The sequence below is a fragment of the Bradyrhizobium sp. WSM1743 genome (genome assembly GCF_000473065.1).
Classification (GTDB): Bacteria; Pseudomonadota; Alphaproteobacteria; order Rhizobiales; family Xanthobacteraceae; genus Bradyrhizobium.
The window spans coordinates 26,493-49,885 of the sequence record NZ_AXAZ01000019.1 but is presented as its reverse complement, the minus strand read 5'-3'; the positions used below and the strand labels follow the sequence as shown (position 1 = coordinate 49,885).

General features: G+C 63.3%; 23 protein-coding genes and 2 pseudogenes. 15 read left to right on the top strand and 10 right to left on the bottom strand.

Annotation, left to right across the window (positions count from 1 at the left end; translation table 11 throughout):
* Positions 1-4 precede the first annotated feature (4 nt).
* The 7 genes and pseudogenes from rnr (at position 5) to YU9_RS0115215 (ending at position 7,983) form a co-directional block, all read left to right on the top strand.
* Positions 5-2,359: a ribonuclease R gene (rnr, locus tag YU9_RS0115245; protein WP_027573621.1), complete on the top strand. Its 2,355-nt coding sequence runs from the start codon at positions 5-7 to the stop codon at positions 2,357-2,359.
* Positions 2,353-2,793: a DUF983 domain-containing protein gene (locus tag YU9_RS0115240; RefSeq protein ID WP_027573620.1), complete on the top strand. Its 441-nt coding sequence runs from the start codon at positions 2,353-2,355 to the stop codon at positions 2,791-2,793. Before rnr ends, YU9_RS0115240 begins: the two co-directional genes overlap by 7 nt.
* A gap of 31 nt (positions 2,794-2,824) precedes the next feature.
* Entirely contained in the window at positions 2,825-3,577 is a 753-nt protein-coding gene (locus YU9_RS0115235; RefSeq protein WP_027573619.1) for an NUDIX domain-containing protein, read from the top strand.
* Positions 3,578-3,835: 258 nt separating this feature from the next.
* Positions 3,836-5,162, top strand: a pseudogene (locus YU9_RS41505) (LLM class flavin-dependent oxidoreductase).
* 125 nt (positions 5,163-5,287) lie between these two features.
* A complete protein-coding gene (rpmG, locus tag YU9_RS0115225; RefSeq protein ID WP_007603295.1) occupies positions 5,288-5,455 on the top strand; it encodes a 50S ribosomal protein L33 in 168 nt (55 codons plus the stop codon).
* A gap of 535 nt (positions 5,456-5,990) precedes the next feature.
* Entirely contained in the window at positions 5,991-6,707 is a 717-nt protein-coding gene (locus tag YU9_RS0115220; protein ID WP_156951901.1) for a hypothetical protein, read from the top strand.
* Positions 6,708-7,011: 304 nt separating this feature from the next.
* Positions 7,012-7,983, top strand: a complete 972-nt coding sequence (locus tag YU9_RS0115215; protein ID WP_027573617.1) for a tripartite tricarboxylate transporter substrate-binding protein — start codon at positions 7,012-7,014, stop codon at positions 7,981-7,983.
* Between the two features lie 11 nt (positions 7,984-7,994).
* Here the strand turns inward: YU9_RS0115215 and YU9_RS41500 are convergent, their stop codons facing one another.
* The 4 genes and pseudogenes from YU9_RS41500 to YU9_RS0115200 all read right to left on the bottom strand — a co-directional run bounded on the left by YU9_RS41500 (position 7,995) and on the right by YU9_RS0115200 (position 12,344).
* A complete protein-coding gene (locus YU9_RS41500) occupies positions 7,995-8,318 on the bottom strand; it encodes an ABC transporter substrate binding protein (protein WP_036017292.1) in 324 nt (107 codons plus the stop codon).
* Positions 8,319-8,367: 49 nt separating this feature from the next.
* Positions 8,368-8,499: pseudogene (locus tag YU9_RS45725) on the bottom strand (response regulator); the annotation flags it as partial.
* Complete coding sequence (locus tag YU9_RS45085; protein WP_245266389.1) at positions 8,496-10,877, bottom strand: PAS-domain containing protein; 2,382 nt, start codon at positions 10,875-10,877, stop codon at positions 8,496-8,498. The pseudogene YU9_RS45725 and the gene YU9_RS45085, both read right to left, overlap by 4 nt.
* Before the next feature lie 228 nt (positions 10,878-11,105).
* The gene (locus tag YU9_RS0115200) at positions 11,106-12,344 is read right to left on the bottom strand and encodes an MFS transporter (protein ID WP_027573615.1); all 1,239 of its coding nucleotides are present in this window, start codon (positions 12,342-12,344) and stop codon (positions 11,106-11,108) included.
* A 130-nt stretch (positions 12,345-12,474) separates the two neighbouring features.
* Between YU9_RS0115200 and YU9_RS0115195 the strand changes: the two genes are divergently transcribed.
* Entirely contained in the window at positions 12,475-13,077 is a 603-nt protein-coding gene (locus YU9_RS0115195) for a TetR/AcrR family transcriptional regulator (protein WP_027573614.1), read from the top strand.
* A 302-nt stretch (positions 13,078-13,379) separates the two neighbouring features.
* On the opposite strand, the gene YU9_RS0115190 is transcribed toward YU9_RS0115195, so the two are convergent.
* Positions 13,380-14,753 (bottom strand): PleD family two-component system response regulator, encoded by a 1,374-nt coding sequence (locus YU9_RS0115190; RefSeq protein ID WP_027573613.1) that lies wholly within the window; start codon positions 14,751-14,753, stop codon positions 13,380-13,382.
* A gap of 14 nt (positions 14,754-14,767) precedes the next feature.
* Entirely contained in the window at positions 14,768-15,133 is a 366-nt protein-coding gene (locus YU9_RS0115185; RefSeq protein ID WP_027573612.1) for a response regulator, read from the bottom strand.
* A 240-nt stretch (positions 15,134-15,373) separates the two neighbouring features.
* On the opposite strand from YU9_RS0115185, the gene YU9_RS0115180 reads away from it, so the two are divergent.
* On the top strand, positions 15,374-15,685 hold the full coding sequence (locus YU9_RS0115180; protein ID WP_027573611.1) for a DUF3572 domain-containing protein: 312 nt from the start codon (positions 15,374-15,376) through the stop codon (positions 15,683-15,685).
* A complete protein-coding gene (locus YU9_RS0115175) occupies positions 15,682-16,968 on the top strand; it encodes a DNA polymerase IV (protein ID WP_027573610.1) in 1,287 nt (428 codons plus the stop codon). The genes YU9_RS0115180 and YU9_RS0115175 overlap by 4 nt, the downstream gene beginning before the upstream one ends.
* Positions 16,969-16,984: 16 nt before the next feature.
* Here YU9_RS0115175 and YU9_RS49025 read toward each other — a convergent pair whose 3' ends face one another.
* Positions 16,985-17,140 (bottom strand): hypothetical protein, encoded by a 156-nt coding sequence (locus tag YU9_RS49025; protein WP_198028245.1) that lies wholly within the window; start codon positions 17,138-17,140, stop codon positions 16,985-16,987.
* A gap of 199 nt (positions 17,141-17,339) precedes the next feature.
* Here YU9_RS49025 and YU9_RS0115165 point away from each other — a divergent pair, with 199 nt between their 5' ends.
* Positions 17,340-17,747 (top strand): ACT domain-containing protein, encoded by a 408-nt coding sequence (locus tag YU9_RS0115165; RefSeq protein WP_027573609.1) that lies wholly within the window; start codon positions 17,340-17,342, stop codon positions 17,745-17,747.
* 93 nt (positions 17,748-17,840) lie between these two features.
* Here YU9_RS0115165 and YU9_RS0115160 read toward each other — a convergent pair whose 3' ends face one another.
* On the bottom strand, positions 17,841-18,242 hold the full coding sequence (locus tag YU9_RS0115160) for a RidA family protein (protein WP_027573608.1): 402 nt from the start codon (positions 18,240-18,242) through the stop codon (positions 17,841-17,843).
* 168 nt (positions 18,243-18,410) lie between these two features.
* Positions 18,411-19,256: a cell envelope integrity EipB family protein gene (locus YU9_RS0115155; RefSeq protein WP_027573607.1), complete on the bottom strand. Its 846-nt coding sequence runs from the start codon at positions 19,254-19,256 to the stop codon at positions 18,411-18,413.
* A 232-nt stretch (positions 19,257-19,488) separates the two neighbouring features.
* Here YU9_RS0115155 and YU9_RS0115150 point away from each other — a divergent pair, with 232 nt between their 5' ends.
* The 4 genes from YU9_RS0115150 to YU9_RS0115135 all read left to right on the top strand — a co-directional run bounded on the left by YU9_RS0115150 (position 19,489) and on the right by YU9_RS0115135 (position 22,677).
* Positions 19,489-19,956, top strand: coding sequence for a RidA family protein (locus YU9_RS0115150; RefSeq protein WP_008130072.1), 468 nt, complete (start codon positions 19,489-19,491; stop codon positions 19,954-19,956).
* Positions 19,957-19,961: 5 nt separating this feature from the next.
* A complete protein-coding gene (locus YU9_RS0115145; protein ID WP_027573606.1) occupies positions 19,962-20,708 on the top strand; it encodes a glycerophosphodiester phosphodiesterase in 747 nt (248 codons plus the stop codon).
* A gap of 226 nt (positions 20,709-20,934) precedes the next feature.
* A complete protein-coding gene (locus YU9_RS41490; RefSeq protein WP_027573605.1) occupies positions 20,935-22,191 on the top strand; it encodes a GNAT family N-acetyltransferase in 1,257 nt (418 codons plus the stop codon).
* A 60-nt stretch (positions 22,192-22,251) separates the two neighbouring features.
* Positions 22,252-22,677, top strand: coding sequence for an HIT family protein (locus YU9_RS0115135; protein ID WP_027573604.1), 426 nt, complete (start codon positions 22,252-22,254; stop codon positions 22,675-22,677).
* 206 nt (positions 22,678-22,883) lie between these two features.
* Here YU9_RS0115135 and tsaA read toward each other — a convergent pair whose 3' ends face one another.
* Positions 22,884-23,375 carry a tRNA (N6-threonylcarbamoyladenosine(37)-N6)-methyltransferase TrmO gene (tsaA, locus tag YU9_RS0115130; protein ID WP_027573603.1) on the bottom strand — a complete coding sequence of 164 codons (492 nt, stop codon included), beginning with the start codon at positions 23,373-23,375 and terminating at the stop codon, positions 22,884-22,886.
* Between the last annotated feature and the right edge of the window lie 18 nt (positions 23,376-23,393).

Sequence of the window (23,393 nt, the reverse complement as noted above, 5' to 3'; positions counted from 1 at the left end):
TTAAGTGAAACGCACGAATGACCGTGGCTTTCCCGACAGGAACGCCATCGTCGCCTTCATCAAGGCAAATCCAGGAAAGGTCGGAACTCGCGAAATTGCGCGCGAGTTCGGCCTGAAGAATGCCGATCGCGCCGAGCTCAGGCGCATGCTGCGCGAGCTCGCCGACGACGGCATCATCAAGAAGAAGCGCCACAAGGTCTCGGAGCCGGACGCGCTGCCGCCCACCCTGCTCGCCGACATCACCGGCCGCGACAGCGACGGCGAACTGATCGCCTCCCCCGCCGAATGGGACGAGGTCGGGAGCGGCGAGCCGCCCAAAATCCTCATCGAGATGCCGCGCCGGGCCAAGCCCGGCACCGCCGCCGGCGTCGGCGACCGCGCCCTGCTGCGCGTCGATCGCAGCGAGGATGACGAAGGCCCCGCCTATCGCGGCCGCATCATCAAGGTGATCGACAAGGCCAAGAGCCGCATCCTCGGCGTGTTCCGCGCGCTTCCCGAAGGCGGCGGACGGCTCGTCCCCGTCGACAAGAAATTCGCCGATCGCGAGCTGAACATCGCGAAAGCGGACACCCAGGGCGCACAGGACGGCGACCTCGTCAGCGTCGACATCGTCCGCTCGCGCGGCTTTGGCCTGGCGTCCGGACGGGTCAAGGAGAAGCTCGGCTCGGTCAAGTCCGAGAAGGCGATCAGCCTGATCGCGATCTACGCCCACGACATCCCGCTGCAATTCTCCTCCGCCGCGATGCGCGATGCGGAAGCCGCGGAGCCCGCCAATCTGAAGGGTCGCGAGGATTGGCGCGACGTCCCGCTCGTCACCATCGATCCGCCCGACGCCAAGGATCACGACGACGCGGTGCATGCGCAAGCGGACGACGATCCCAACAACAAGGGCGGTTTCATCGTCAACGTCGCCATCGCCGATGTCAGCTTCTACGTCCGCCCCGGCACAGCGCTCGATCGCGATGCGCTCGACCGCGGCAACTCGGTCTATTTCCCCGACCGCGTCGTGCCGATGCTGCCCGAGCGCATCTCCAACAATCTCTGCTCGCTGGTGCCGGGCGAGCCGCGCGGCGCGCTCGCGGTGCGGATGGTGCTCGGCCCTGACGGCCGCAAGCGCTCGCACAGTTTTCATCGCATCCTGATGCGCTCGGCCGCGAAGCTGCATTACGCGCAGGCGCAGGCCGCGATCGACGGGCGGCCGGACGACACCACGGGCCCCCTGCTCGATCCGATCCTGAGGCCGCTCTATGCCGCCTATGCCTGCGCCAAGCGCGCGCGCGACGAGCGCGACCCGCTCAATCTCGATCTGCCCGAGCGCAAGATCCTGCTCAAGAGCGACGGGACGGTCGACCGCGTCGTCATCCCCGAGCGGCTCGATGCGCATAAGCTGATCGAGGAGTTCATGATCCTCGCCAACGTCGCGGCAGCGGAGATGCTGGAGAAGAAATCGCTGCCGCTCATCTACCGCGTGCATGACGAGCCGACGCTGGAGAAGGTCCACGCGCTCGCGGAATTCCTGGAGACGCTCGACGTCTCCTTCGCCAAATCGGGCGCGCTGCGCCCGACGACGTTCAACCGCGTGCTGGCCCAGCTCGAAGGCCACGACTATTACCCGCTGGTCAGCGAGGTCGTGCTGCGCGCCCAGGCGCAGGCGGAATACTCCGCAGAGAACTACGGCCATTTCGGCCTGAATTTGCGCCGCTACGCGCATTTCACCTCGCCGATCCGCCGCTATGCCGACCTCGTCGTGCACCGCGCGCTGGTCCGCGCCCTCGGCCTTGGCGAAGGCGCCCTGCCCGACAGCGAGACGCCGGAATCGCTCGGCGAGGTCGCCGCTCATATTTCCCTGACTGAGCGGCGCGCGATGAAGGCCGAGCGCGAGACGGTGGACCGCCTGATCGCCCATCACCTCGCCGACCGCATCGGCGCGAGCTTCCAGGGCCGCGTCTCCGGCGTCACCCGCGCCGGCCTGTTCGTGAAGCTCACTGATACCGGCGCCGACGGACTGATTCCGATCCGATCCCTCGGCACGGAATATTTCAACTATGACGAGAGCCGGCACGCCCTGGTCGGCACGCGCAGCGGCACCATGTATCAGCTCGGCGACGTCGTTGACGTCCGCCTCATCGAAGCCGCTCCCATTGCAGGCGCGCTGCGCTTCGAGCTGCTGTCGTCGGAAAGCGAGAGCGGCCAGCGCGACCGCAGGTCATTCCGCCCGCAGCGCAAATCTTTAAAGGCCCATCCCGGACGCAGTCCGGAGAGAAAACGCAAGCCGGAAAAGCAGAAGTCTGCCAAGGGGAAGAAGGCCAAAGGGAAGAACAAGGGAAGCGGCAAGGGACAGAAGGGCAAGGCATGGTGACGACGAGCACGGCCCCAAAGATCTGGACGCGCGAGAGCGGGCTCGTCGAGAAGCGCGACGTCTGGCCTGCGATGAAGCGCGGCTTTCGCGGCCGCTGTCCGCGCTGCGGCGAGGGCAAGCTGTTCCGCGCCTTCCTGAAGACCGCCGACAATTGCGCCAAATGCGGCCTCGATTTCACACCACATCGCGCCGACGATTTGCCCGCCTATCTCGTGATCGTCATTGTCGGCCACATCGTGGTGCCCGCGATCCTTTGGATCGAGACCAATTACACCACGCCGGTCTGGCTCAGCTTCGCGGCCTATCTGCCCTTCACCTTCGTCGCCTCGCTCGCGCTGTTGCAGCCCGTGAAGGGAGCTGTGGTCGGCTTGCAATGGGCTCTGCGCATGCACGGGTTTGACGAGAACCCTCCGGATGGTATTCCGCCAGTGTAAGCAATAAGCAAGAAACGGTTTGGGTGAGGACATGACGGATATTGCGCAGGCTGCGGAGAAGGCAAGGGTTCACGAGGAGAAGGAAGCCGACCACCATCCCTATTTCCGCCCCAAGGATGCGGCGACACTGATCCTGGTCGATCGCAGCGGCGCCGTTCCGAAAGTGCTGGTCGGCAAGCGCCACGACAAGGTGGTGTTCATGCCCGGAAAATTCGTCTTTCCCGGCGGCCGCGTCGACAAGGCCGATTATCGCGTGCCCTGTGCCGCCCCGATCACCGCGGAGTTAGAGGCCAATCTCGCCAAGGGCAGCCCGAAGACACCGGCCTCGCGCGCGAAATCGCTCGCCATTGCCGCGATCCGCGAAGCCTGCGAGGAGACCGGCCTCTGCCTCGGCCGCCAAGCGGAAGGCAAGCTGGCAAAGCTCGAAGGCCCCTGGAAGCCGTTCGCGGATGCGGGCCTGCTGCCCGATCCCTCAGGCCTATTCCTGATCGCGCGCGCGATCACCCCGCCCGGCCGCGTCAAGCGCTTCGACACGCGCTTCTTCACCGCCGATGCCTCCGCAATCACCCACCGCGTCGAAGGCGTGATCCACGCCGATGCCGAGCTGGTCGAATTGGTCTGGGTCGAGCTCGGCTCGAAACCGCTTGCGGATCTGCATCCGATGACGCGCAACGTCCTCAACGAGCTCGACACCCGCCTTGCCACCGGCCCGTTGCGCCACGACGCGCCGGTGCCGTTCTTCCATTTCTACGGCGGCAAGATGCAGAAGGATATTTTGAGCTGACTGCCTCACCTCCCGAGCGCCGTCGGCGCGCGATGGCCCTCCCTGTCATTCCGGGGCGATGCGAAGCATCGAACTCTGGTGCGCAATTGCGCACCTGAGAATCTCGAGATTCCGGGTTCATCGCTGCGCGATGCCCCGGAATGACGAACATGCTGAGGCACGCCCCAAAATCAAAAAATTGTTTCGCACGATCCCCGTGGCACCCGCGCGGCCCGCACCTATGTCTTTCCGAACGACAATGAAGAAGGACACCGGGCGATGGCACAACGGCAACTCACAGCTTGGCGCGTTCATGCGCCCGATCAGCATTCATACCGGCGCCTGGCGCTATCCCGGGGCCTGGCCCGACGCCAATTTCAACTTCTCGCACATCAAGCAGCTGATCCAAAAGCTCGAGGCCGGCAAGTTCGACGCCTTCTTCATGGCCGATCACCTCGCCGTGCTGAACATGCCGATCAATGCGCTGAAGCGCAGCCACACCGTGACCTCGTTCGAGCCGTTCACGCTGCTGTCGGCGCTCTCGGCCGTCACCGAGCGGATCGGCCTGATCGCGACGGGCTCGACCACCTTCGATGAGCCCTATCATGTCGCGCGCCGCTTCGCCTCGCTCGACCATCTCAGCGGCGGACGTGCGGGCTGGAATATCGTCACCACATCGAACCCGGATGCCGCGCTGAATTTCGGCCTCGACGATCACATGGAGCACGCCGAGCGCTACAAGCGCGCCCGCGAGTTCTACGACGTCGTCACGGGCCTGTGGGATTCCTTCGCCGACGATGCCTTCGTGCGCGATGTCGAGAGCGGCCTGTTCTTCGATCCCGCCAAGATGCACACGCTCGACCACAACGGCAAATATCTGAAGGTACGCGGCCCGCTCAACATCGCCCGCCCCGTGCAGGGTTGGCCGGTCATCGTGCAGGCCGGCGCATCGGAAGACGGCAAGCAGCTCGCGGCCGAAACCGCGGAAGCCGTGTTCACCGGCGGCGGCAGTCTCGCCGACGGCCAAAAACTCTACGCCGATATCAAGGGCCGCATGGAGAAGGTCGGCCGCGATCCTGAACACCTCAAGATCCTGCCCGGCGCCTTCGTCGTGGTCGGCGACAGCGTCGACGAGGCCAAGGAGAAGCGCGCCCTGCTCGACAGCCGCGTGCATTACGACAGCGCCATCGCCTCGCTCTCCGTCATCTTCGGCACCGACGCCTCCGGCTTCGATCCCGATGGCCTCCTCCCCGAAATCCCCGAGACCAATGCCAGCAAGAGCGGGCGCCAGCGCATGGTCGACCTCGCCACCCGTGAAAAACTCACCGTGCGCCAGCTGGCCCAGCGCGTTGGCGGCTATGGCGGGCTGTCCTTCGTCGGCACCGCCAAGACCATCGCCGACCAGATGGAGGAATGGCTGGTCGGGCGCGGCTCCGACGGTTTCAACATCATGTTCCCGTTCCTGCCCGCCGGCCTCGACGATTTCGTCGACAAGGTGGTCCCGGAGCTGCAGCGGCGCGGGATTTTCCGCAAAGAGTATGAAGGGGCCACTTTGAGGGAGAATCTGGGCTTGCCGCGGCCGAAAAACCGCTTCTTCGAGGCCTAATGGGCCCGATTTGAGTGGTTTCTGCCCCCTAAAACCTTGACATCAGGCGGTTTCTGGCTAGGTTGCCGGCCAACGCGGGCCGTTTGGCCGGCTCCAGATTCCCCTGATATTCTGAGGTTCAGAACATGGCCAAAGCGGTCACCATCAAGGTCAAGCTCGTGTCCTCGGCCGACACCGGCTTCTACTACGTCGCCAAGAAGAATTCGCGCACCATGACCGACAAGCTGGTCAAGAAGAAGTACGATCCGGTCGCGCGCAAGCACGTCGAATTCCGCGAAGCCAAGATCAAGTAAGATCGCGGGACGAACTGACGACTTTTGCGGGGCCCTCACGGGCCCCGTTTTATTTTGCCTGCTCTCTCGTGTCCCGGACGCGCTGCAGCGCTGCTGCGCCGAGCCGGGACCCAGCAGGCCACACAGCACGATGCCGCGACATGGGCCCCGGCTCTGCAGCGCACCGCTAAAGGAGCGCTGCGCTGCGTCCGAGGAGCTCTTGCGACGAAGCAATCCGGAATGTCTCGGCCGAGGTAGTCTGGATTGCTTCGCTTCGCTCGCAATGACGGTGTGTGCGGAGCTCGCCAACGTGCCGAGACACCATCACCCATGCATCCTACGAAAATTGCGTCGAGACGAAGGTGTTCCTGGGCGAGTTTCGAAACAGAGCCCACTGGTTTTGCAGCAGCCTGCAGGCCGGCAACAGGTTTAAGGTCGCCGATCTCAAGCGGTCAAAACGTTCGCAATAAAGCATGAGCCGGCCCCAAGGGTCGCGCCAGCGCAAGTACGAAACCGTTCTCCGGAAAGATCTGCGCATACAACAACATGAAGCGCGATGGCGATTGATCCAAATCTCGTCGCGCTTTGGTCTATCCGGCTAGGGCTTGCCGAGATGCCGGTCGCCTTCGAGACCTCTCCTCGCGGTACATTGCGGGATGAGCGCCTCAGGCCAGGCGAACCAGCAGCGACCACCAAGAATGAACATTCGGCCGCTTCGGCGCGACCAAGGGCTGATCCCTTGGGAAACCACACCATGCCCAGCCCGATGTCTGCCATCGCGAGAATCAGCCCTGCCTGCCGCATCCTGCAGGGGGTGATAGCAATTACCTTCATTGCCGTTGCCTCGCCGAGCACGGCCGGCGAATGGCGCTACGGCTGCCGAGGTGTGCTACCGAGTGACGATGCACCGGTCGTCGTCTTCAGCCGCTCGTCGCTTGTGATATTGCCGAAGGCGTGGGTGAACGGGCCGTTGCTCGCGGCCGTCAACGATGACCTCCTGATCTCGAAATTTGAGGCGATCGACATCAATTCGGGTCTCGACAAAAAGATGGTGTTCAAGCGCGAAGGGAATCCCGACGAGAAGCTGACGCTGGCCGAGATATCGTCCAAAACGATCGCGGATGTTTACCGTCCACCCGGCAGCCTGCCGCGCTCCGAGCAAACAACCAACTACCGCAAGGTGTTTCGGTGGGTCAGCAACGGCATCTATGAGGGTCAATACGAGATCAAGATGGACTGCATCAACTACGAGCTCTCCGCGCCGCAACGTTGACAACTCCTGCTGTGAGCTCGAGTGGCGTTGCCGCCGCGAGACGCAAGCGATTGTCGGCCAACCATGGTCATGGGAAACTGAAGCCATCGCGGCCGTGGGCCAAGGCAGGTCTGAGCCCTTATGGGTTCGCCCGCGCAGTCGCTCTTATGCGCCTAACGAAATCGCCGATGATAGCAGACAATTCGCAAACTGGATTTGGCGATGACACACCCCGGTAGAGGTTCGACCCTTTCCATCTCATGGCTAAGAAGCTGCGCTGAGGGTAAGCTACTAGAGGAAGTCGCAAGCAAGGAAGGAATCCCCCATGAACCGCCTGCTCGCACTTTTTTTTGCAATCCTCGTCGCCCTCCCCGGAGCGGCTCGGGCCGACTATCCATCCAGAGCAATTACGCTCATAGTGCCCTATGCGGCCGGCGGATCGAACGACACCTTGTCACGTATCCTGGCCGAGCACATGTCGAAGACACTCGGCCGGCCCATAATCGTCGACAACGAGCCCGGTGCTGCAGGCACAACCGCGACAGCGCGTGCTGCCCGTGCGGCACCGGATGGGTATACGATCATCATGGGCAACATGGGGACGCACGGCGCCGCCCCAGCGCAGTATCCTGACCTAAAATACGATCCAATCAATGACTTCGCGCCCATCGGTCTCGCCGCCGATGTACCTGCTGTCATAGTGACGCGAAAAGACTTCCCGGCGAACAGCCTCGCGGAGTTCATCGCCTATGTCAGAGCGAACCGCGATAAGGTCAATGAAGCGCATGTCGGCGTCGGAGCTCCTACCCATCTTTTCTGCACGCTGCTGCAATCAATCCTTGATATTCAAACGGGGCGTGTCCCTTATCGCGGCGGCGCACCAGCGATGAACGATTTGATGGGCGGCCAAGTCGATTTCAGTTGCATTTCACTGAGTGGCACGATCTCCCAGATTCAGAGCGGAGCCCTGAAGGCAATCGCCATCGCGAGTCCGCAGCGCGCCGTCATCATCCCCAACGTTCCCACAACCGTCGAAAGCGGCCTCCCTCAATTCGTCGTCTCGACTTGGAACGCGATTTTCGCACCCAAGAATCTCACGCCTGAAGTACAGACCAAGCTAAGCGAGGCCTTGAACAAAGCACTGGATGACGAAGCGACGCGCAAGCGACTTATCGACATTGGATTTGTCATCCCCGACGCCACGCGGCGGACGCCGGAGGCTCTCCGCGAATTTGTCGCAAGCGAGGTGCCCCGCTGGGGCAAGGTCGTGACTTCACCCCCGGCAAAGCAAGAGTAGAGAGGCATTATTCAAGCCGCGACGGACCGACGCTTTGACCAGCATCGAGCTAAGGCAGTTTCGGGCCAATAAGCGAGCTCAGAGTGCCTCACTACATCGGCCCGCGTCAGCAAGGTCGGTGGCATGTTGATGCCGCGTGCTTTGGCGGTCTGGAGGTTTATAACAAGTTCGTACTTGGTCGGCCGTTCGACGGGCAGATCGCCCCGTTTCGTACCCTTGAGAATCTTGTCGACAAGGATCGCAGACCGGCGAAACTGATCTGGCAAGTCAGTTCCGTAGCTCAAAAGAAAGCCCCGCTTCCGCGTATTCTCTGACTCAGAGCCAGTCGCCGGCACGGCTTGGCCGCACCAAACGCGGAGCAATCCGCCGGCCTACTTTCACCTGCTCTAAGGCGGCCGGTGCGGAGAGGGCAAATTCCATGACGAAGCGTCCTGACCGCAAATCCCGGCGGAACTGCTGCCTGAACATTTCCGCGACGTCAGGCTCGTCATTGACCACCACGATATATGTGCTCATCTCGTGCTCCGCTGATTGCTTTGCGCGCCCGATGCGCGGGGCAGAGTCACGATAAAGTCCGTGAATGCGCCGGGTTCGGTCTCAACCCGGATGGTACCACCATGTTGTTTGACGATGATGTCGTGGGTCATCGATAGCCCGAGCCCCGTTCCTTCGCCAGCTGGTTTGGTGGTGAAGAACGGATTGAATATCTTCTCCTTGACCTCTGACGGTATGCCGATGCCGTTGTCGCGAATGCATATCCCTACCGAGCTGCCAAGATTCGTTGTAGTGGCCGACAAGATCGGCTCAAAGCCCGCTTCGCCGTTTTCAGTCTTACGTTTGGTCGCAGCATAGAAGCCGTTTGAGATCAGGTTGAGCAGAGCGCGGGTGATTGCCTGTGGATAGACGTCGGCCATGCCAGCGGCAGGATCCAAGTTACGCTGCAGGACGATGTTGAAGCCTGGCTTTTCGGCCCGTGCGCCGTGATAGGCCAGGTTGAGGCTTTCCTCCACCAGTCCATTGATATCGACGGCACGTAGCTCGCCCGATCCCTCGCGCGAATGCAGCAGCATATTCTTGACGATAGAGTCGGCGCGCTTGCCGTGCTGCACGACCTTTGAGAGGTTGTTCTTCAGCAAAGCGGTCAGCTCATCCACCTCTTTACGAAGCTGTTCCGTAAGGGTCGCCTGCTTCAGAAGATCATTGAGCTCATCCGTGAGCTCAACGGAGAGCGCCGAGAAATTGTTGACGAAATTTAGCGGGTTCTTGATTTCGTGGGCGATGCCGGCAGTAAGCTGGCCCAGGGAGGCCAGCTTCTCGGTCTGGATCAGACGGTCCTGGGCCGCCTGCAAATCAAGCAACGCCTTCTCGGCGGCATCGCGAGCCATGCGAACAGCGTCTTCGGAACGCTTACGCTTGGTGATATCGGCATAGATCAGCACAAAGCCGCCATCTGGTACCGGGTTGCGGCGAACTTCGACAATGCGGCCATCGGGACGGACCCGTTCGTAACGCATTTCGCGGCCGATATCGTCAACGCTCCGCGCGAGTTCCGCCTCGAGATCGCCCGAACCAAACTCGCCTCTGGCGGCCAAGTAGCGGAACAACTCTGCGAAATTCGGACGGCTGACGAGCAGGTCGTCCGGCAGATCGAGCATGTCCTGCAGATTGCGATTCCACGCGGCAAGCCGCTTGTCGGCGCCGAACATCGCGACCGCGTCCCCCATATTGTCGAAGGTAACGCGCAGCTCCGCCTGGCGCTCGCGCAACTCATCGAATAGCCGCGCGTTCTCGATCGCGATCACCGCCTGGTCGGCGAAGCTGGTGGCGAGTTCGATGTCCTTGCTCGCGAAGGGTTCAACGCGCGTACGCGCAATGCTGAAAACGCCTATCAGCGTATTCTCGCGAAGCAACGGAACGCCAAGCGTCGACCGATAGCCGGCGATCGCCTGCCCTTCGCCGAGAGTGTATTCCGGATCCTGCAAGACGTCAGCGATGGGGACGGCGCGAAGCTCCATCGCCGCTCGGCCAGACGTCGAGCCCCGGCCAGGCGTGAATGGGTTCGTCTTGAAGAATTCTCTGGCCTCGATCGATAGCCCGTAATCGGCGATCAAGTGCCAGAGGTCATGCCGAAGATGGAACATGTACACCTGGTCAGCCCGGCAGAGGCGTGCCACCGTCTCAACCAGAGTTTCGAGTACCGTCTCCAGGTCGACGGATGAGCGGCTTATGATCTTGAGCACGTCTCCGGTTGCAGTCTGCCGCTCCAGCGCCTCCCTCCTCTCGTCGAAGAGGCGGGTGTTCTCGATCGCGATAGCGGCTTGATTGGCGAAGGTCTGCAGCAGCTGAACGTGATGATCGGCGAATGCTCCCGGGTCCCGCCGAGTAATCGTTATGAAGCCAATGGCCGCTCCCTTGTTCAATAAAGGCGTGAACGTCACGCTGCGCCAGCCTCGTGTCCGTCCGAGTCTTTGAGTTTGCAGATCAGCCGTTTCGCTATCCGCAATCTGCACAAACTCGCCGTTCGCGGCCAATGCTACGGGAGGGGCAGCTCGGTTCAGTTTCACCGGAAATTCAGCCCTGATAGCTTTATCGGCCTCCGGGCTGGTGGGCGTCAGCGCAACGAGATGAATAGCATCATCGACGAGGCGGTAGACCGCGGCTGTATATCCACCCAGTAGGCGTTTTGCGCTTGACGCGATGGCCTCAAACACCGGCTGAACGTCGGACGGCGAACTCGCGATTACCTTTAATATCTCGGCTGCCGCCGCCTGTTGCTCGCGAGCTTCCTTCGCCTCCATTTCGAAAGCTCTTGAAGGCTTCATTCGGGTGGCGGGCCGAACGGGCTGTTTGGTCTTGGCGCGGCTGCGGCCCTGCGCTGAGCGCGCCTTGCGCACCCTCGCCATGCTCCTCTTGCCGCCCGCTTTTGCTGACCGCGTCATATCCGCCCCCCGGAGGGTTTGAAAGGCCATCTTATCGGGCGGAACCCGTTCTGGAAGGGATCGAACGAGCCAGAATCTTGCCCGGCTTGATGTCCGTTCAGGGGGTCACAAGCGGCCTTTCACGATTGAGCAGGGCGGCGTCCGCTGTAACTTCCGAAGCTGAAGCTAGGCAGCCCGCCCCTGCTACGCCGTCCGCAGCACCGGCGTGGGGGGCTGCGACGGCCTGACAAGCGCGAACGCCACCTGCACGATGCCGCCGGCTAGACCAAGCGCCACGCCGATGCGCCAGGCCATGGTGTAGGAGCCGAGCGCGTCGTAGAGCAGCCCGCCCCCGTAAGCGCCGAGGAAGCTGCCGATCTGATGGCTCATGAAGGCGAGGCCCTGGATCATCGCCTGCCAGCGCAGACCGAACATCTCGGCGACGGCGCCCGCGACCAGCGGGCCGACGCCCATCCAGAGGAAGCCCATGATGGCGCCGAACAGCAGCGTCGAGAACGATGTTGCCGGCAGCATGAAATACCAGGCGAGCGCGACCGAGCGCAGGATGTAGATGCCGCCAAGCAGCGCCAGCTTGTTCCAGCGCTGGCCGGCCCAGCCGAAGAACAGCGAGCCCAGCACGTTGAAGCCGCCAATCATGCCGAGCGTCTGCGCGCTCAGCATCGGATCGAGGCCGCAGATCGCCAGATATGACGGCAGATGCGTGGTGAGGAACACCAGCTGCATGCCGCAGACGAGATAGGCGCAGGTCATCACCACGAAGGAGGCGTTGCCGAATGCGGTCCTCGCCGCCGTCGCGGCCGTGGCATCGTCGATCTCGTCGGCCGCCGGCTTCGGCAGCGGAATCCTGTCGACGCGCCCGGCGTACCAGGCGGCAGGGATCATCAGCACCGACATAATGACGAAGCCGGCAAGCCCGATGCGCCAGCCAAAGCCCTCGTTGAGCATCTGGCCGATCGGCGCCGACAACAGCGCGCCGAGCGAGCCCGCACCGGAGACAATACCGAGCACGGTGGAGCGCACCGTCTCCGGCACCGCACGCGCCGCCACCGACATCGCGATCGCCGCTGCGGTGCACGCGAGCGAGGTCCCGATCAGCACGCCGGCGCCGATCATGATGCTGATCATCCCATTGGCGGTCGCCATCAGCGCGAGGCCCACGATGTACATCAGCGCGCCCGCGATCATGATCGGACGGAAGCCGTAGCGCACCGTCAGCGCGCCGGCGGGCGGTTGCAGAAAGCCCCAGGCGAGGTTTTGCACGGCGAGCGCCAGCGTGAAATCCGAGATGGAAATATGAATGTCATGCGTCAGCGGCTGCATGAATATGCCGAGCGACTGCCGCAGCCCCATGCTCAGCGTCAGCATGATCGAGGCGCCGATCAGGATCGGCAATGTCGGACGCAGGACCTGCAACAGGGGCATTCTTCTTCTCCCTTTTGGGCGCGGCACACGTGCCGACGTCTGCTTTTGCCGTTGATTTTGGTTACACAGACCTGTGTACTTAGGCTATAGATAGTCGCAGCTGTCAAGCGAACAGGACGCGCGCTATCGCATGGCTCCCCCGCCCAACCCACAGACGATGAAAGAGCGGATCCTTCAGACCGCCGACAAGCTGTTCTATCTGCAAGGCATTCGCGCGATCGGCGTCGACACCATCGCGGCCGAGATCGGCATCTCCAAGCGCACGCTCTACAACCACTTCCCGTCCAAGGACGCGCTGATCGCGGCATATCTCGAGCGCCGCTTCGTAAGCGCACGCACCTCCGACAAGCCGCCGGCCGAGCAGATCCTCGCCACCTTCGATTCGCTGGAGCGGCGCTTTGCGGCCAAGGATTTTCGCGGCTGCCCGTTCGTCAATGCGGTGGCCGAGCTCGGGCCGACCGACCGCGCCGTGAAGAAGATCGCGATCGCCTTCAAGGAAAGTCGCCGCGTCTGGTTTCGCGACCGCCTGACCGAGCTCGGCGTTGCCGACGCCGACGCGCTGGCGACACAGCTCGTGCTGCTCGTGGATGGCTCCATCGCGCAGGACCTCGTGCGCGATGATCCCGCAATGGCAAGAGCTGCGAAGGAAGCGGCGAAGGTGCTGCTGCGGAACGCGGGCGTGGATGTGGGTGGTAGCGCGAAGACGGTGAAGGGACGCAAGCGCGCGCCATAATGAGCGCTGTCGCCGTATCATTCGGTGTCATCACCCGCGAAGGCGGGTGATCCAGTATTCCAGAGACAGTGAGGCTAGAACCGAGGTGCCGCGGCGTACTGGATTCCCCGCCTTCGCGGGGAATGACAGGCGGAGTTTGGAGGGCCGCCGCCATCCTACCAACATGCTCCTGTTTTGCCCGACGAGTCAAACGGCGCCGCCCCCAGCGCAAGCCGTTTTGCCACCCGCGTAAGCCATTGATCCGACTACTGCCGGCTACTGTGCATGGGGTTGTTTTCGCAACTTTTGTGTCGCGGCAGCCTTTAGGCCGCCTGCGACACCACCCGATTGCGGCCGTCGTGCTTGGCCCGGTACAGCGCGGTATCGGCGCGCTTGAGGACGTCGGCGACCGCCTCGCCCTTTCTCTCCAGCGTGGTGAGCCCGATCGAGATCGTGACCTCGATGCGCTTGGCGCCTTTGTGGATCGCGAACGGCTCGCCCGCGATCGAGCGGCGCAGGCGCTCGGCGACCATGCCGGCGACGTGGAGATCGGTCTCCGGCATCACGATCACGAACTCCTCGCCGCCATAGCGGCAGGCCAGGTCAATGCCGCGGATCGACTTGCGCACGCGCACCGCGAATTCGCGCAGCACGTCGTCGCCGGCGTCGTGGCCGAAATTGTCGTTGATCGATTTGAAGTAGTCGATGTCCAGGATCATCAGCGCGAGCGGCTTACCGCGGATTGCGGCCTGCTCGGCGAGCGTTGCGAGATGGCTTTCCATGTAGCGGCGATTGTGCAGGCCGGTGAGCGCGTCGGTGATCGCCATCTCGATCGAGTTCTGCACGTTGTCGCGCAGATGATCGGTGTAGCGGCGGCGCCGGATCTGGGTGCGGGCGCGCGCCAGGAGCTCGGTCTTGTCGATGGGGCGCAGCAGATAGTCGTTGACGCCGATCTCGAGGCCCCGGAGCAGCCGCGTCGAATTCTCGGGGTCGGCGATCGCCAGGATCGGCACATGGCGCGTGCGCTCCAGCGAGCGCGCCTGGCTGCACAGCCTGAGGCCGTCGAAATTGTTGAGGTCGAGCGAGACGATCAGGAGGTCGTAATTGCCCTCGGCGGCGTGGAACAGCGCCTCCGTCGGGTTCGGCTCGACGTCGATGGTGTGCTCGGCGGCGAGGATCGTCGCCAGCCGCTCATAGGAGGACTCGCGGTCGTCGACCAGGAGGATGCGGCCGCCCTTGCCGGTGTCGGCCACGGCGCTGCGCTCGGGCGCCTGCATGCCGATCTCGAGCGAGGTGATGGCGCGCATGCGCAATTCGTCGGTCATCATCTTCAGCCGCGTCAGCGAGCGCACCCGCGCGATCAGCACGACGTCGGAGACGGGCTTGGTCAGGAAGTCATCGGCGCCGGCTTCCAGCCCGCGATTGCGGTCGGCGGGGCTGTCGAGCGCGGTGACCATCACGACCGGGATGTGATGCGTGGCCGGATCAGTCTTGAGGCGGCGACAGACTTCGAAACCGTCCATGTCCGGCATCATCACGTCGAGCAGGATGATGTCGCATTCGGCACGATGACAAATCGCCAGCGCCTCGGTGCCGTTCGAGGCGGTCATCACGTCGAAATATTCGGCGGACAGGCGGGCTTCGAGCAGCTTGACGTTGGCGGGGACGTCGTCGACGACCAGGATACGCGCGGACACTGTGAACTCACTTCCTATCCGATGAAACGCCGGACCGTCTCAATGAATTTGCCGACCGAGATCGGCTTGGACAAATAAGCTTCGCAGCCGCCTTCGCGGATGCGCTCTTCGTCGCCCTTCATCGCGAACGCCGTGACCGCGACGACGGGAATGGTGCGCAGCTCCGGATCGTCCTTGATCCAGCGCGTCACCTCGAGCCCGGAGACCTGCGGCAGCTGGATGTCCATCAGCACGAGGTCGGGCCGCATCTTGCGCACGAGGTCCAGCGCCTCGTAGCCGTTGCTGGTGCCTGTGGTCTGGTAGCCGTGCGCCTCCAACAGGTCGCGGAAGAGCTTCATGTTGAGCTCGTTGTCTTCCACGATCAGGACGGTCTTAGCCATCCCGCCCTCCTGATTGGTCCGCAGACCGGTACATGTGACGCCTCAGACGCCGCTTCCCGGCGTTTCGAAAACTGGATTCAAACTAGCCTCAGATTCGCTTGAGTTTCGTTAAACCCGAGGGTCGACTTTCTGCGATGTGGTTTCCAGTTGCTTGTCTGGGCCGGAAGACTTGAGGACGAGACTCGGGCATGATGATTCCAAATTAGAGACCGAAAGTTAACGGAAAGGCAAATCGTCCCCGTGAAAAAGCCTGTTCACAACCCCCGCGAAGTCGCTGAAATTGTTGCGATTCAGGCCCTGTCCTTCGTCGCGGGCGAGCCCGAGCGGCTGGGCCTGTTCCTGGCCGAAACGGGTGTCGGCCCGGAGACCCTGCGCAACGCCGCCGCGGACCCGAATTTCCTCCTCAGCGTGCTCGATTTCGTGCTGCGCGATGACGCCACCGTGAAGGCCTTTGCGCAGGCCGCGGAACTGGATCCGACCAACGTTGCCGCAGCGCGGCAGGTTCTCGGCGATGCGCTCGGCGACCCCTCCTGGGAGCGCGACGTGCCGTGAGCGACCGCGACCCGGCCGGGCCCCGCTGCTTCTGCCGGGATTGTCTGGCCGATCTGGACGTGGGCGTGCGGCGGTGTTCCGCCTGCGGATCCCCTCGCCTCGTCCGCCACCGGGCGCTCGCGAGCCTGACCATCGCCCATATCGACTGCGACGCCTTCTATGCGACGGTCGAGAAGCGCGACAATCCTGACATCGCCGACAAGCCCGTCATCATCGGTGGCGGCAAGCGCGGCGTGGTATCGGCCGCTTGCTACATCGCGCGCACCTATGGCGTGCGCTCGGCCATGCCGATGTTCAAGGCACTGGAGGCCTGCCCGCATGCGACCGTGATCCGCCCGGACATGGCGAAGTATGTCCGGGTCGGCCGCGAGGTCCGGCAGGCCATGCAGGCGCTGACGCCGCTGGTCGAGCCGCTCTCGATCGACGAGGCCTTCCTCGACCTCTCCGGCACCGAGCGCGTGCACGGCATGATCCCCGCAAAGGTGCTGGCGCGCTTTGCCCGCGACGTCGAGCGCGACATCGGCATCACCGTGTCGGTCGGCCTGTCCTGCAACAAGTTCCTGGCCAAGATCGCCTCCGACCTCGACAAGCCGCGCGGCTTTGCCGCGCTCGATCAGGAGGAAGCGCGTTTGATGCTGGCGGAAAAACCGGTCGGCTTCATCTTCGGCGTGGGACCCGCAACGCAGGAGCGCCTCGTGCAGCGCGGCTTCCGCATCATCGCCGACCTCCAGAAGGCCGACGAGATCGAGATGATGCGGCAGTTTCCGAGCGACGGCCGCAGGCTGTGGCGGCTCGCGCGCGGCATCGACGACCGCCGTGTCGAGCCTGATCGCGGCGCCAAGACGATTTCCAGCGAGACCACCTTCGAAACCGATATCCGAGACTTCGCGACGCTGGAGAAGATCTTGTGGCGGCTGTGCGAGAAGACGTCGTCGCGGCTCAAGAGCAGCGAGCTCGCCGGCTCGACCGTCACGTTGAAATTGAAGACTGCCGACTTCCGCCAGCGCACCCGCTCGCAGTCGATCGCAGCGCCGACGCAGCTCGCCGCAAAGATCTTCTCGATCTGCCGCGAGATGCTGGCCAAGGAGATCGATGGCACCGCCTTCCGCCTGATGGGCGCCGGCGTCAGCGCGCTGCGCGAGGGATCAGCGAGCGACGATACCGACATGCTTGAGCGCCGCGCCGCTCACGCCGAACGTGCAGTCGACAGCCTGCGCAAGAAGTTCGGCAGCGCCGCGGTGATCCGCGGCATTGCGTATGAGGGGCCGAAAGCGCAGGAGTGATCTAGTCCTGCTCCACTCAGTCGCGTTCGAAGATCCGTGCACCCGGATAGGCGCGCCGGGCATACTGGACGACCAACTGTCGATCCTGAGTCTCCAGGAACGGCGTTCGGATCTGGCAAGTCCCGACGATGAGGTGCCACAAGCCATTGAGCTTTCGAATGACGACATTCATTTGAGCCTCTTCGCAGTGACCCGAGCGGACTCTAATTGTAAGAATCTGCCGCCGTCGCTCAATTGTACCAGCGTAACGTCAGCGCATGAGAAGGATTAGAGGAGATATACAAAGGTATGTTGGTTGCGACTTTATCAACCGCTGGCGCCGATAGCTTCGCAGGGGCTCAGACGATCTTACCGGGTCGGGGACTGGCACCGTGACAGGCGAACGCGATCTCGACGTGCTACTGCGTAACATGAAGCCGGAGATCCTCGACGGCACCTTCGTGTTTTGCACGCTTGCGCCGAATGCGGACATTCCAGCCACCATCAGCCCGATGCTGACGTTCCGCGAACGCCAAGGAACAACGCTGGTGATACTGCACGAGGAGGCCGAACGTGCCGGGCTGCGCCATGAATTTCCCTCGCGGCTGATCACCTTGTCAATTCACTCCGCGCTCGACGCGGTGGGCTTTCTGGCGGCAATCACGGCGCGTCTGGCCGAAGCCGGCATCAGCGTGAACGCCGTGTCGGCCTTTCACCACGACCATCTCTTCGTGCCGGCGGATAGGGCCGATGAAGCGCTGGTGCTGCTACAAGAGATGTCAGAGGCGAAGCACCTGTAGCCCGGATGGACCGCAGCGCAATCCGGGACAATGCCTCCGTAGCGACAGGCTTCCCGGATTACGCTTGCACTCCATCCGGGCTACAGGAAAACCTCAGTCCGCGACCGCCACGGCCTCGATCTCAATCAGCCATTCCGGCGCGGCGAGCGCGGAGACACCGACGAGCGTGGAGGCCGGCGGCTCCATGCCTTCGAAGAAGGCGGAGCGAGCCTTGCCGATGATGGGGCGCAGCTCCGGCTTGTAGTTCACGACGAAGGTGGTGATCTTCACGATATTGGAATAGCTCGCACCGGCCGCCTTCAGCGCCAGCCCGAGATTCTGCATCACCTGCGTCGTCTGCGCGGCGATATCGCCCTCGCCGACGATCCGCCCTTCCTCGTCAGTCGAGACCTGTCCGGAAATGTAGATGGTGCGCGCGCCCGAGGCGGTGACGACGTGAGAATAAGCGGGATTGTGATGCAGGCCGCTGGGGCGGAGATGGTCGAGCTTGGGCATGGAGGGGCTCCCGGAGTTTGTGGTTGGGACGAAGCGTAGCTGGAGAGTGTGACGAGAGCCAGTCCCGTCATTGCGAGGAGCTCTTGCGACGAAGCAATCCAGAATCTTTCCGCGGAGAGACTCTGGATTGCTTCGCTGCGCTCGCAATGACGGAAGAGAGACCGCCCCTCAATTGCAGGGCTTGCTGTCCTTGACGTCGAACTTGCCCATCGCGCCGGAGATGACGAAATCGTTGTAATCGAGCACGAGCTGGCGCGAGACGCCGTTCTCGTAGAGCTCGAACGACATCGCGTAGACCGGGGTCTGCTCGCCCTCCTTCTGCTGGGCGTCGCGATCGAAATAGCTGACGGTGACGGGCCAGCGCTTCAGCGATTTCATGTGCTCGTCCGAGATCGACGGATCGGTCGAGGTGGCGCGGTCGGCGGGGATCGGCTGGCCGATCACGGTCAGCGTGTTGTAGACCTTCTGGCCGTCGTCGGAGCCGTCATAGACGGACAGTTCCAGCAGCGACTTGCCCTCCTTGGCGGCAGCAATGATGCGCTGGATCTGCTCGGTCGGGAACACGATCTTGCCGTCGAGGGTGAAGGTCTTCGGCGCCGGCAGCTTCAGCTTGACGTTGATATGGTCGCCGTCGCGCTCGGCCGAGCCGTCGACCCGCCCGGCATCCGCCTCGTTCATGCGCGTTTCGATCTTGAAGCGGTAGCTCTTGCCGGCGGCGTCCTCCCAGGAATTGGAGCGGAGGTCGCTGAGCGTGACCTTGCCCTCGCCGCTGTCGAGCTCGGAGACCTGACGGAACTCGGAGGTGTAGCCCTCGCAGGCGCTGCCGGTGAAGTTGTAGAGGATCCGGCCACGGGCGCTGTTGACCGAATTGGAGCGCGATTTGACGAGGCTGAGATCATAGAGCGCCTGGTGCGCGAGAAACGGACCGTTGGCGGCTTGAGCCCCGCCACCAAGGCCGACACTGGCCGCGGCGAGCGCCATCACACCGAGCGAAGTCCGGAAAAGGTGCACCATGTCTGTTCCTTGAGGAAAGCGCAGATTCGACATTTTAATGACCGTTCCATTGCGTCGCAACTGAGGCCGCTTCACGTAAAGTTGCCCCTTCGCGTTGAACCTGCTGCCCTGCCCCAACCAAATGCAGCCGCCTCCGGCTGCTTGCATGTGACGGCACGATGAGCGAAACAGGGCGCGCCGGCCTTCAGACGGACGTGCCGGGAGCGAATGATTTTGGACAACGAGGTCGGACATGGCGGGCACGGTCGAGCAGAAACTGGCGGAGCAGGGCATCAAGCTACATGAGGCCCCTACCCCCGTCGCCAACTACGTCCCGTTCGTGCGCACTGGCAATTTGCTGTTCGTCTCCGGCCAGGTCTGCTTTGATCCCGCCGGCAAGCTGATCGCCAAGGGCAAGCTCGGCGCTGGCGTCTCCATCGAAGAAGGTGCGGCGGCCGCACGTGGCTGCGCCGTCAACCTACTGGCCCAGGTCAAGGCGGCGCTCGGCGATCTCGACAAGGTCGTGCGCGTGGTGCGCCTCGGCGGCTTCATCAACTCGGCGCCGGATTTCCTGGACGGGCCGAAGGTGCTGAACGGCGCCTCCGACCTGATGGTCGCCGCCTTCGGCGACAAGGGCCGCCATGCCCGCACCACCGTCGGGGTCGCCTCGCTGCCCGCGGATGCGGCGGTCGAGGTCGAAGGCGTGTTCGAGGTCGCCTGACGCGAATGCGCGCTCCGGATTGGCTGACAGCCCGGCCGGTCGCCCATCGCGGCCTGCACGACATCTCGCGCGGCATCGTCGAGAACATGCCGGGCGCGGTGCAGGCTGCGATTGCAGGCAATTTCTCTATCGAGGTCGATATCCAGCTCTCGGCCGACGGCGAGGCCATGGTGCATCACGACCATGCCCTCGGCCGCCTGACTGAGGTCTCTGGTGACGTCATCTCGAAAACTGCCGCGGAGCTGAAAGCCCTCAAATTCAAGGACACGGACGAGCGAATGATGTCGCTGTCCGACCTCTGCGCCATGGTCGCCGGCCGCGTGCCATTGGTGATCGAAGTGAAGAGCCATTTTGGCGGTGACCGCAACCTGGTGAAGCGGATGGCGGAGGTGCTGGCGTCCTATGACGGCCCCGCGGTCGGCATGTCGTTCGATCCCGACCAAGTGCTGGCGCTGCGCGAATTGCTCCCCTCCCGTCCGCGCGGCATCGTCGCGCAGCGGACCTATGAGGACGAGTACTGGGCCAAGCTGACCCAAGAGCAGCGCGACGGCATGCTGTACCTGCGCCATGGCTTCCAGACCCAGCCGCATTTCGTCGCCTTCAAGGTCGATCACCTCCCGGCCCCCGCGCCCTGGATCGCCCGCAACCTGTTCGGCTGCGCCCTGCTCGGCTGGACCGTCCGCACGCCGGAGCAGCGGTCCCGGGTCGGGCGCTATGCGGACCAGATGATTTTTGAGGGGTTCGTGCCGTAGGCATGGCACCTCTCGTGTCCCGGACAAGCTGCGACGCTATAGCGTTGCAGCGCAGAGCCGGGACCCAACTGTCCTCGAACTCGCTGCCACATGGGCCCCGGCTCTGCAGGGCACCGCTCCGGACGATGCTTCGCATCGCCGGGGGCGCTGCGCCGCGTCCGGGGCATGAGAGCCCGCCTGTTCCCGCCCCTTGAAGTCGCTGCTGCAATGCACGATCTTGCACGCAATGGCATCATCCGACATTACGCTCGAGGCCGTACCGTCCATTGGCGAAGTCTCGCCCGCGGATTGGGACGCCTGCGCCAATCCCGGCAAGGCCTTCAGGGAAAAGGCTTGCAACGGGCATGGCGCGGGAACCTCATCCGTCTTTCTAGGCGATTCCCTCGGGCTCTCAAGACCTGCCTATAACCCGTTCGTCTCGCACGCATTTCTCTCCGCCGTCGAGAAATCGGGTTCGGCCACGATCCGCACCGGCTGGGGTCCGTGGCATCTCGTGGCCAAGGTCGACGGCCGGGTCGCCGGCGTCGTGCCCTGCTATCTGAAATCACACTCGCAAGGCGAATATGTCTTCGATCGCGGCTGGGCGGATGCCTACGAGCGCGCCGGCGGGCGGTACTATCCCAAGCTCCAGGTCTCGGTCCCCTTCACGCCGGCCACGGGACCGCGGCTTCTGGTCCGCGACGGCGTCGATCGCGAGCAGATCAGGGAGGCGCTGGCGAGCGGGTTGGTGGCGCTGTGCGGCGTCAGCAAGGCGTCCTCAGTGCACGTCACCTTCGCGCGCGAGGACGAATGGAAGCTGCTTGCCGAGCACGGCTTCCTCCAGCGCACCGACCAGCAGTTCCACTGGCACAACGAGGGTTTTACAAGCTTCGACGATTTCCTGGCGACGCTGAACTCCCGCCACCGCAAGTCGATCAAGCGCGAGCGGCGCGATGCGCTGGCGGCGGGCATTTCGATCCACTGGCTCACCGGCAAGGACATCACCGAGGATGCGTGGGATGCCTTTTTCGAATTCTACATGGAGACGGGCTCGCGCAAATGGGGCCGGCCGTATCTGACGCGCGAGTTCTTCTCGCTGATCGGCGAGACCATGAGCGAGGACGTGCTGCTGGTGATGGCCCGCCGCAACAATCGCTGGATCGCGGGCGCGATCAACTTCATCGGCTCGGACACGCTGTTCGGCCGCAACTGGGGCGCGGTCGAGCATCATCCGTTCCTGCATTTCGAGGTCTGCTATTACCAAGCGATCGACTTCGCAATCAAACACGGCCTGAAACATGTCGAGGCCGGCGCGCAGGGCGAGCACAAGATCGCGCGCGGCTACCTGCCGCGTACCACCCATTCCGCCCACTTCATCGCCGATCCCGGCCTGCGCCGCGCCATCGATGACTACCTCAAGCGCGAGCGCGCCTATGTCGCCGAAGCCGGCCGCGAGCTTGCCGAGCTCGGCCCGTTCCGAAAAGGCCCCGACGAGGCGCCTTGACGCATCGCCGTTGCTGGTGACAGTAAGCGCAAAATCTCGAGGAGCCGCCGAGGAGTTATCATGACCGCCTACGACACCAACAACATCTTCGCAAAGATCCTGCGCGGCGAGCTGCCCTGCTACAAGGTGTACGAGGACGAGCACGTCCTCGCCTTCCTCGACATCATGCCGCGCGTACTCGGTCACACGCTGGTGATCCCGAAGGTCCCCGCTCGCAACATCCTCGACATCAACCCGGACGACTACGCCCATGTCGCCCGTGGTGCGAAGAAGATCGCGATCGCCGCGATGAAGGCGTTCAACGCTGACGGCATCACCGTGCAGCAGTTCAATGAGCCTGCCGGCGGACAGGTCGTCTTTCATCTCCACATGCACGTGATGCCGCGCTACGACGGCGTCGCCATGCTGCCGCCGGCGAGCCGCAAGGAAGACGACAAGGTGCTGCAAGAGCACGCGGCGAAGCTGATCGCGGCGTTGAAGAGCTGATCGTCATTCCGGGGTGCGCCCCGTAGCCCGGATGGAGCGAAGCGCAATCCGGGACAGTGCCCGCATTACGATGCGCTCCATGCGGGCTACGATCTCTCCTTGTCATTGCGAGCGCAGCGAAGCAATCCAGACTTTTCCCGCGGAGACAGTCTGGATTGCTTCGTCGCAAGAGCTCCTCGCAATGACGGGGTTGGAGCGATGCCCCCTCACTCGGTCTGGAAATCCCCCGGCTGCGGCGCCGCCAGCGGGGTGAACTCGCAGCGATCCGGTTTGATGTCGATCAGCGGCGTGTTGTCGATGCAGTCGAGGCCGCGAACGAGGATCGCATTGCCCTCGATGCCGATCAGCTTCACGATCGAGGTGCCGATCGGATTGGGCCGCACCGGCGAGCGCAGCGAGAACGTGCCGCGGGTCTTCTCGTTGTTCTTCGGGCTTTGCAGGATGATGTCCCGTCGCGACTTGTCGAGCCAGTAGAGCACTTCGAGATTGCTGTAGAAGTCGACGCCCTTGATCGCCGGCACGAACGGCTCGAAGATCTCGAGCCGGCACACCGGGCCATCCTGGCGTCCCTGCCGCGGCGTCTCCAACCGCGAGGTCCAGGGTGTGCGGATACGGCCGATGAAGACGAGGCCGGCATCTTGCGTCGGCGGCAGCTCGATGGTGACCTCGCCCTCGCGGAGCTCCTGTTCGCGAACCATATTTCTTGTTCCTTAGCT

Excerpts from the sequence above, each read along its gene's own strand:
- YU9_RS0115150 (WP_008130072.1), top strand. The coding sequence starts at position 19,489 with ATGGCGGGCACGGTCGAGCAGAAACTGGCGGAGCAGGGCATCAAGCTA.
- YU9_RS0115160 (WP_027573608.1), bottom strand. The coding sequence starts at position 18,242 with ATGCCCAAGCTCGACCATCTCCGCCCCAGCGGCCTGCATCACAATCCC.
- YU9_RS0115240 (WP_027573620.1), top strand. The coding sequence starts at position 2,353 with ATGGTGACGACGAGCACGGCCCCAAAGATCTGGACGCGCGAGAGCGGG.
- YU9_RS0115215 (WP_027573617.1), top strand. The coding sequence starts at position 7,012 with ATGAACCGCCTGCTCGCACTTTTTTTTGCAATCCTCGTCGCCCTCCCC.
- rpmG (WP_007603295.1), top strand. The coding sequence starts at position 5,288 with ATGGCCAAAGCGGTCACCATCAAGGTCAAGCTCGTGTCCTCGGCCGAC.
- YU9_RS0115200 (WP_027573615.1), bottom strand. The coding sequence starts at position 12,344 with ATGCCCCTGTTGCAGGTCCTGCGTCCGACATTGCCGATCCTGATCGGC.
- YU9_RS0115220 (WP_156951901.1), top strand. The coding sequence starts at position 5,991 with ATGGCGATTGATCCAAATCTCGTCGCGCTTTGGTCTATCCGGCTAGGG.
- YU9_RS0115145 (WP_027573606.1), top strand. The coding sequence starts at position 19,962 with ATGCGCGCTCCGGATTGGCTGACAGCCCGGCCGGTCGCCCATCGCGGC.
- YU9_RS0115235 (WP_027573619.1), top strand. The coding sequence starts at position 2,825 with ATGACGGATATTGCGCAGGCTGCGGAGAAGGCAAGGGTTCACGAGGAG.
- tsaA (WP_027573603.1), bottom strand. The coding sequence starts at position 23,375 with ATGGTTCGCGAACAGGAGCTCCGCGAGGGCGAGGTCACCATCGAGCTG.
- YU9_RS49025 (WP_198028245.1), bottom strand. The coding sequence starts at position 17,140 with ATGAATGTCGTCATTCGAAAGCTCAATGGCTTGTGGCACCTCATCGTC.
- YU9_RS0115155 (WP_027573607.1), bottom strand. The coding sequence starts at position 19,256 with ATGGTGCACCTTTTCCGGACTTCGCTCGGTGTGATGGCGCTCGCCGCG.
- YU9_RS0115185 (WP_027573612.1), bottom strand. The coding sequence starts at position 15,133 with ATGGCTAAGACCGTCCTGATCGTGGAAGACAACGAGCTCAACATGAAG.
- YU9_RS0115135 (WP_027573604.1), top strand. The coding sequence starts at position 22,252 with ATGACCGCCTACGACACCAACAACATCTTCGCAAAGATCCTGCGCGGC.
- YU9_RS41490 (WP_027573605.1), top strand. The coding sequence starts at position 20,935 with ATGGCATCATCCGACATTACGCTCGAGGCCGTACCGTCCATTGGCGAA.
- YU9_RS0115195 (WP_027573614.1), top strand. The coding sequence starts at position 12,475 with ATGGCTCCCCCGCCCAACCCACAGACGATGAAAGAGCGGATCCTTCAG.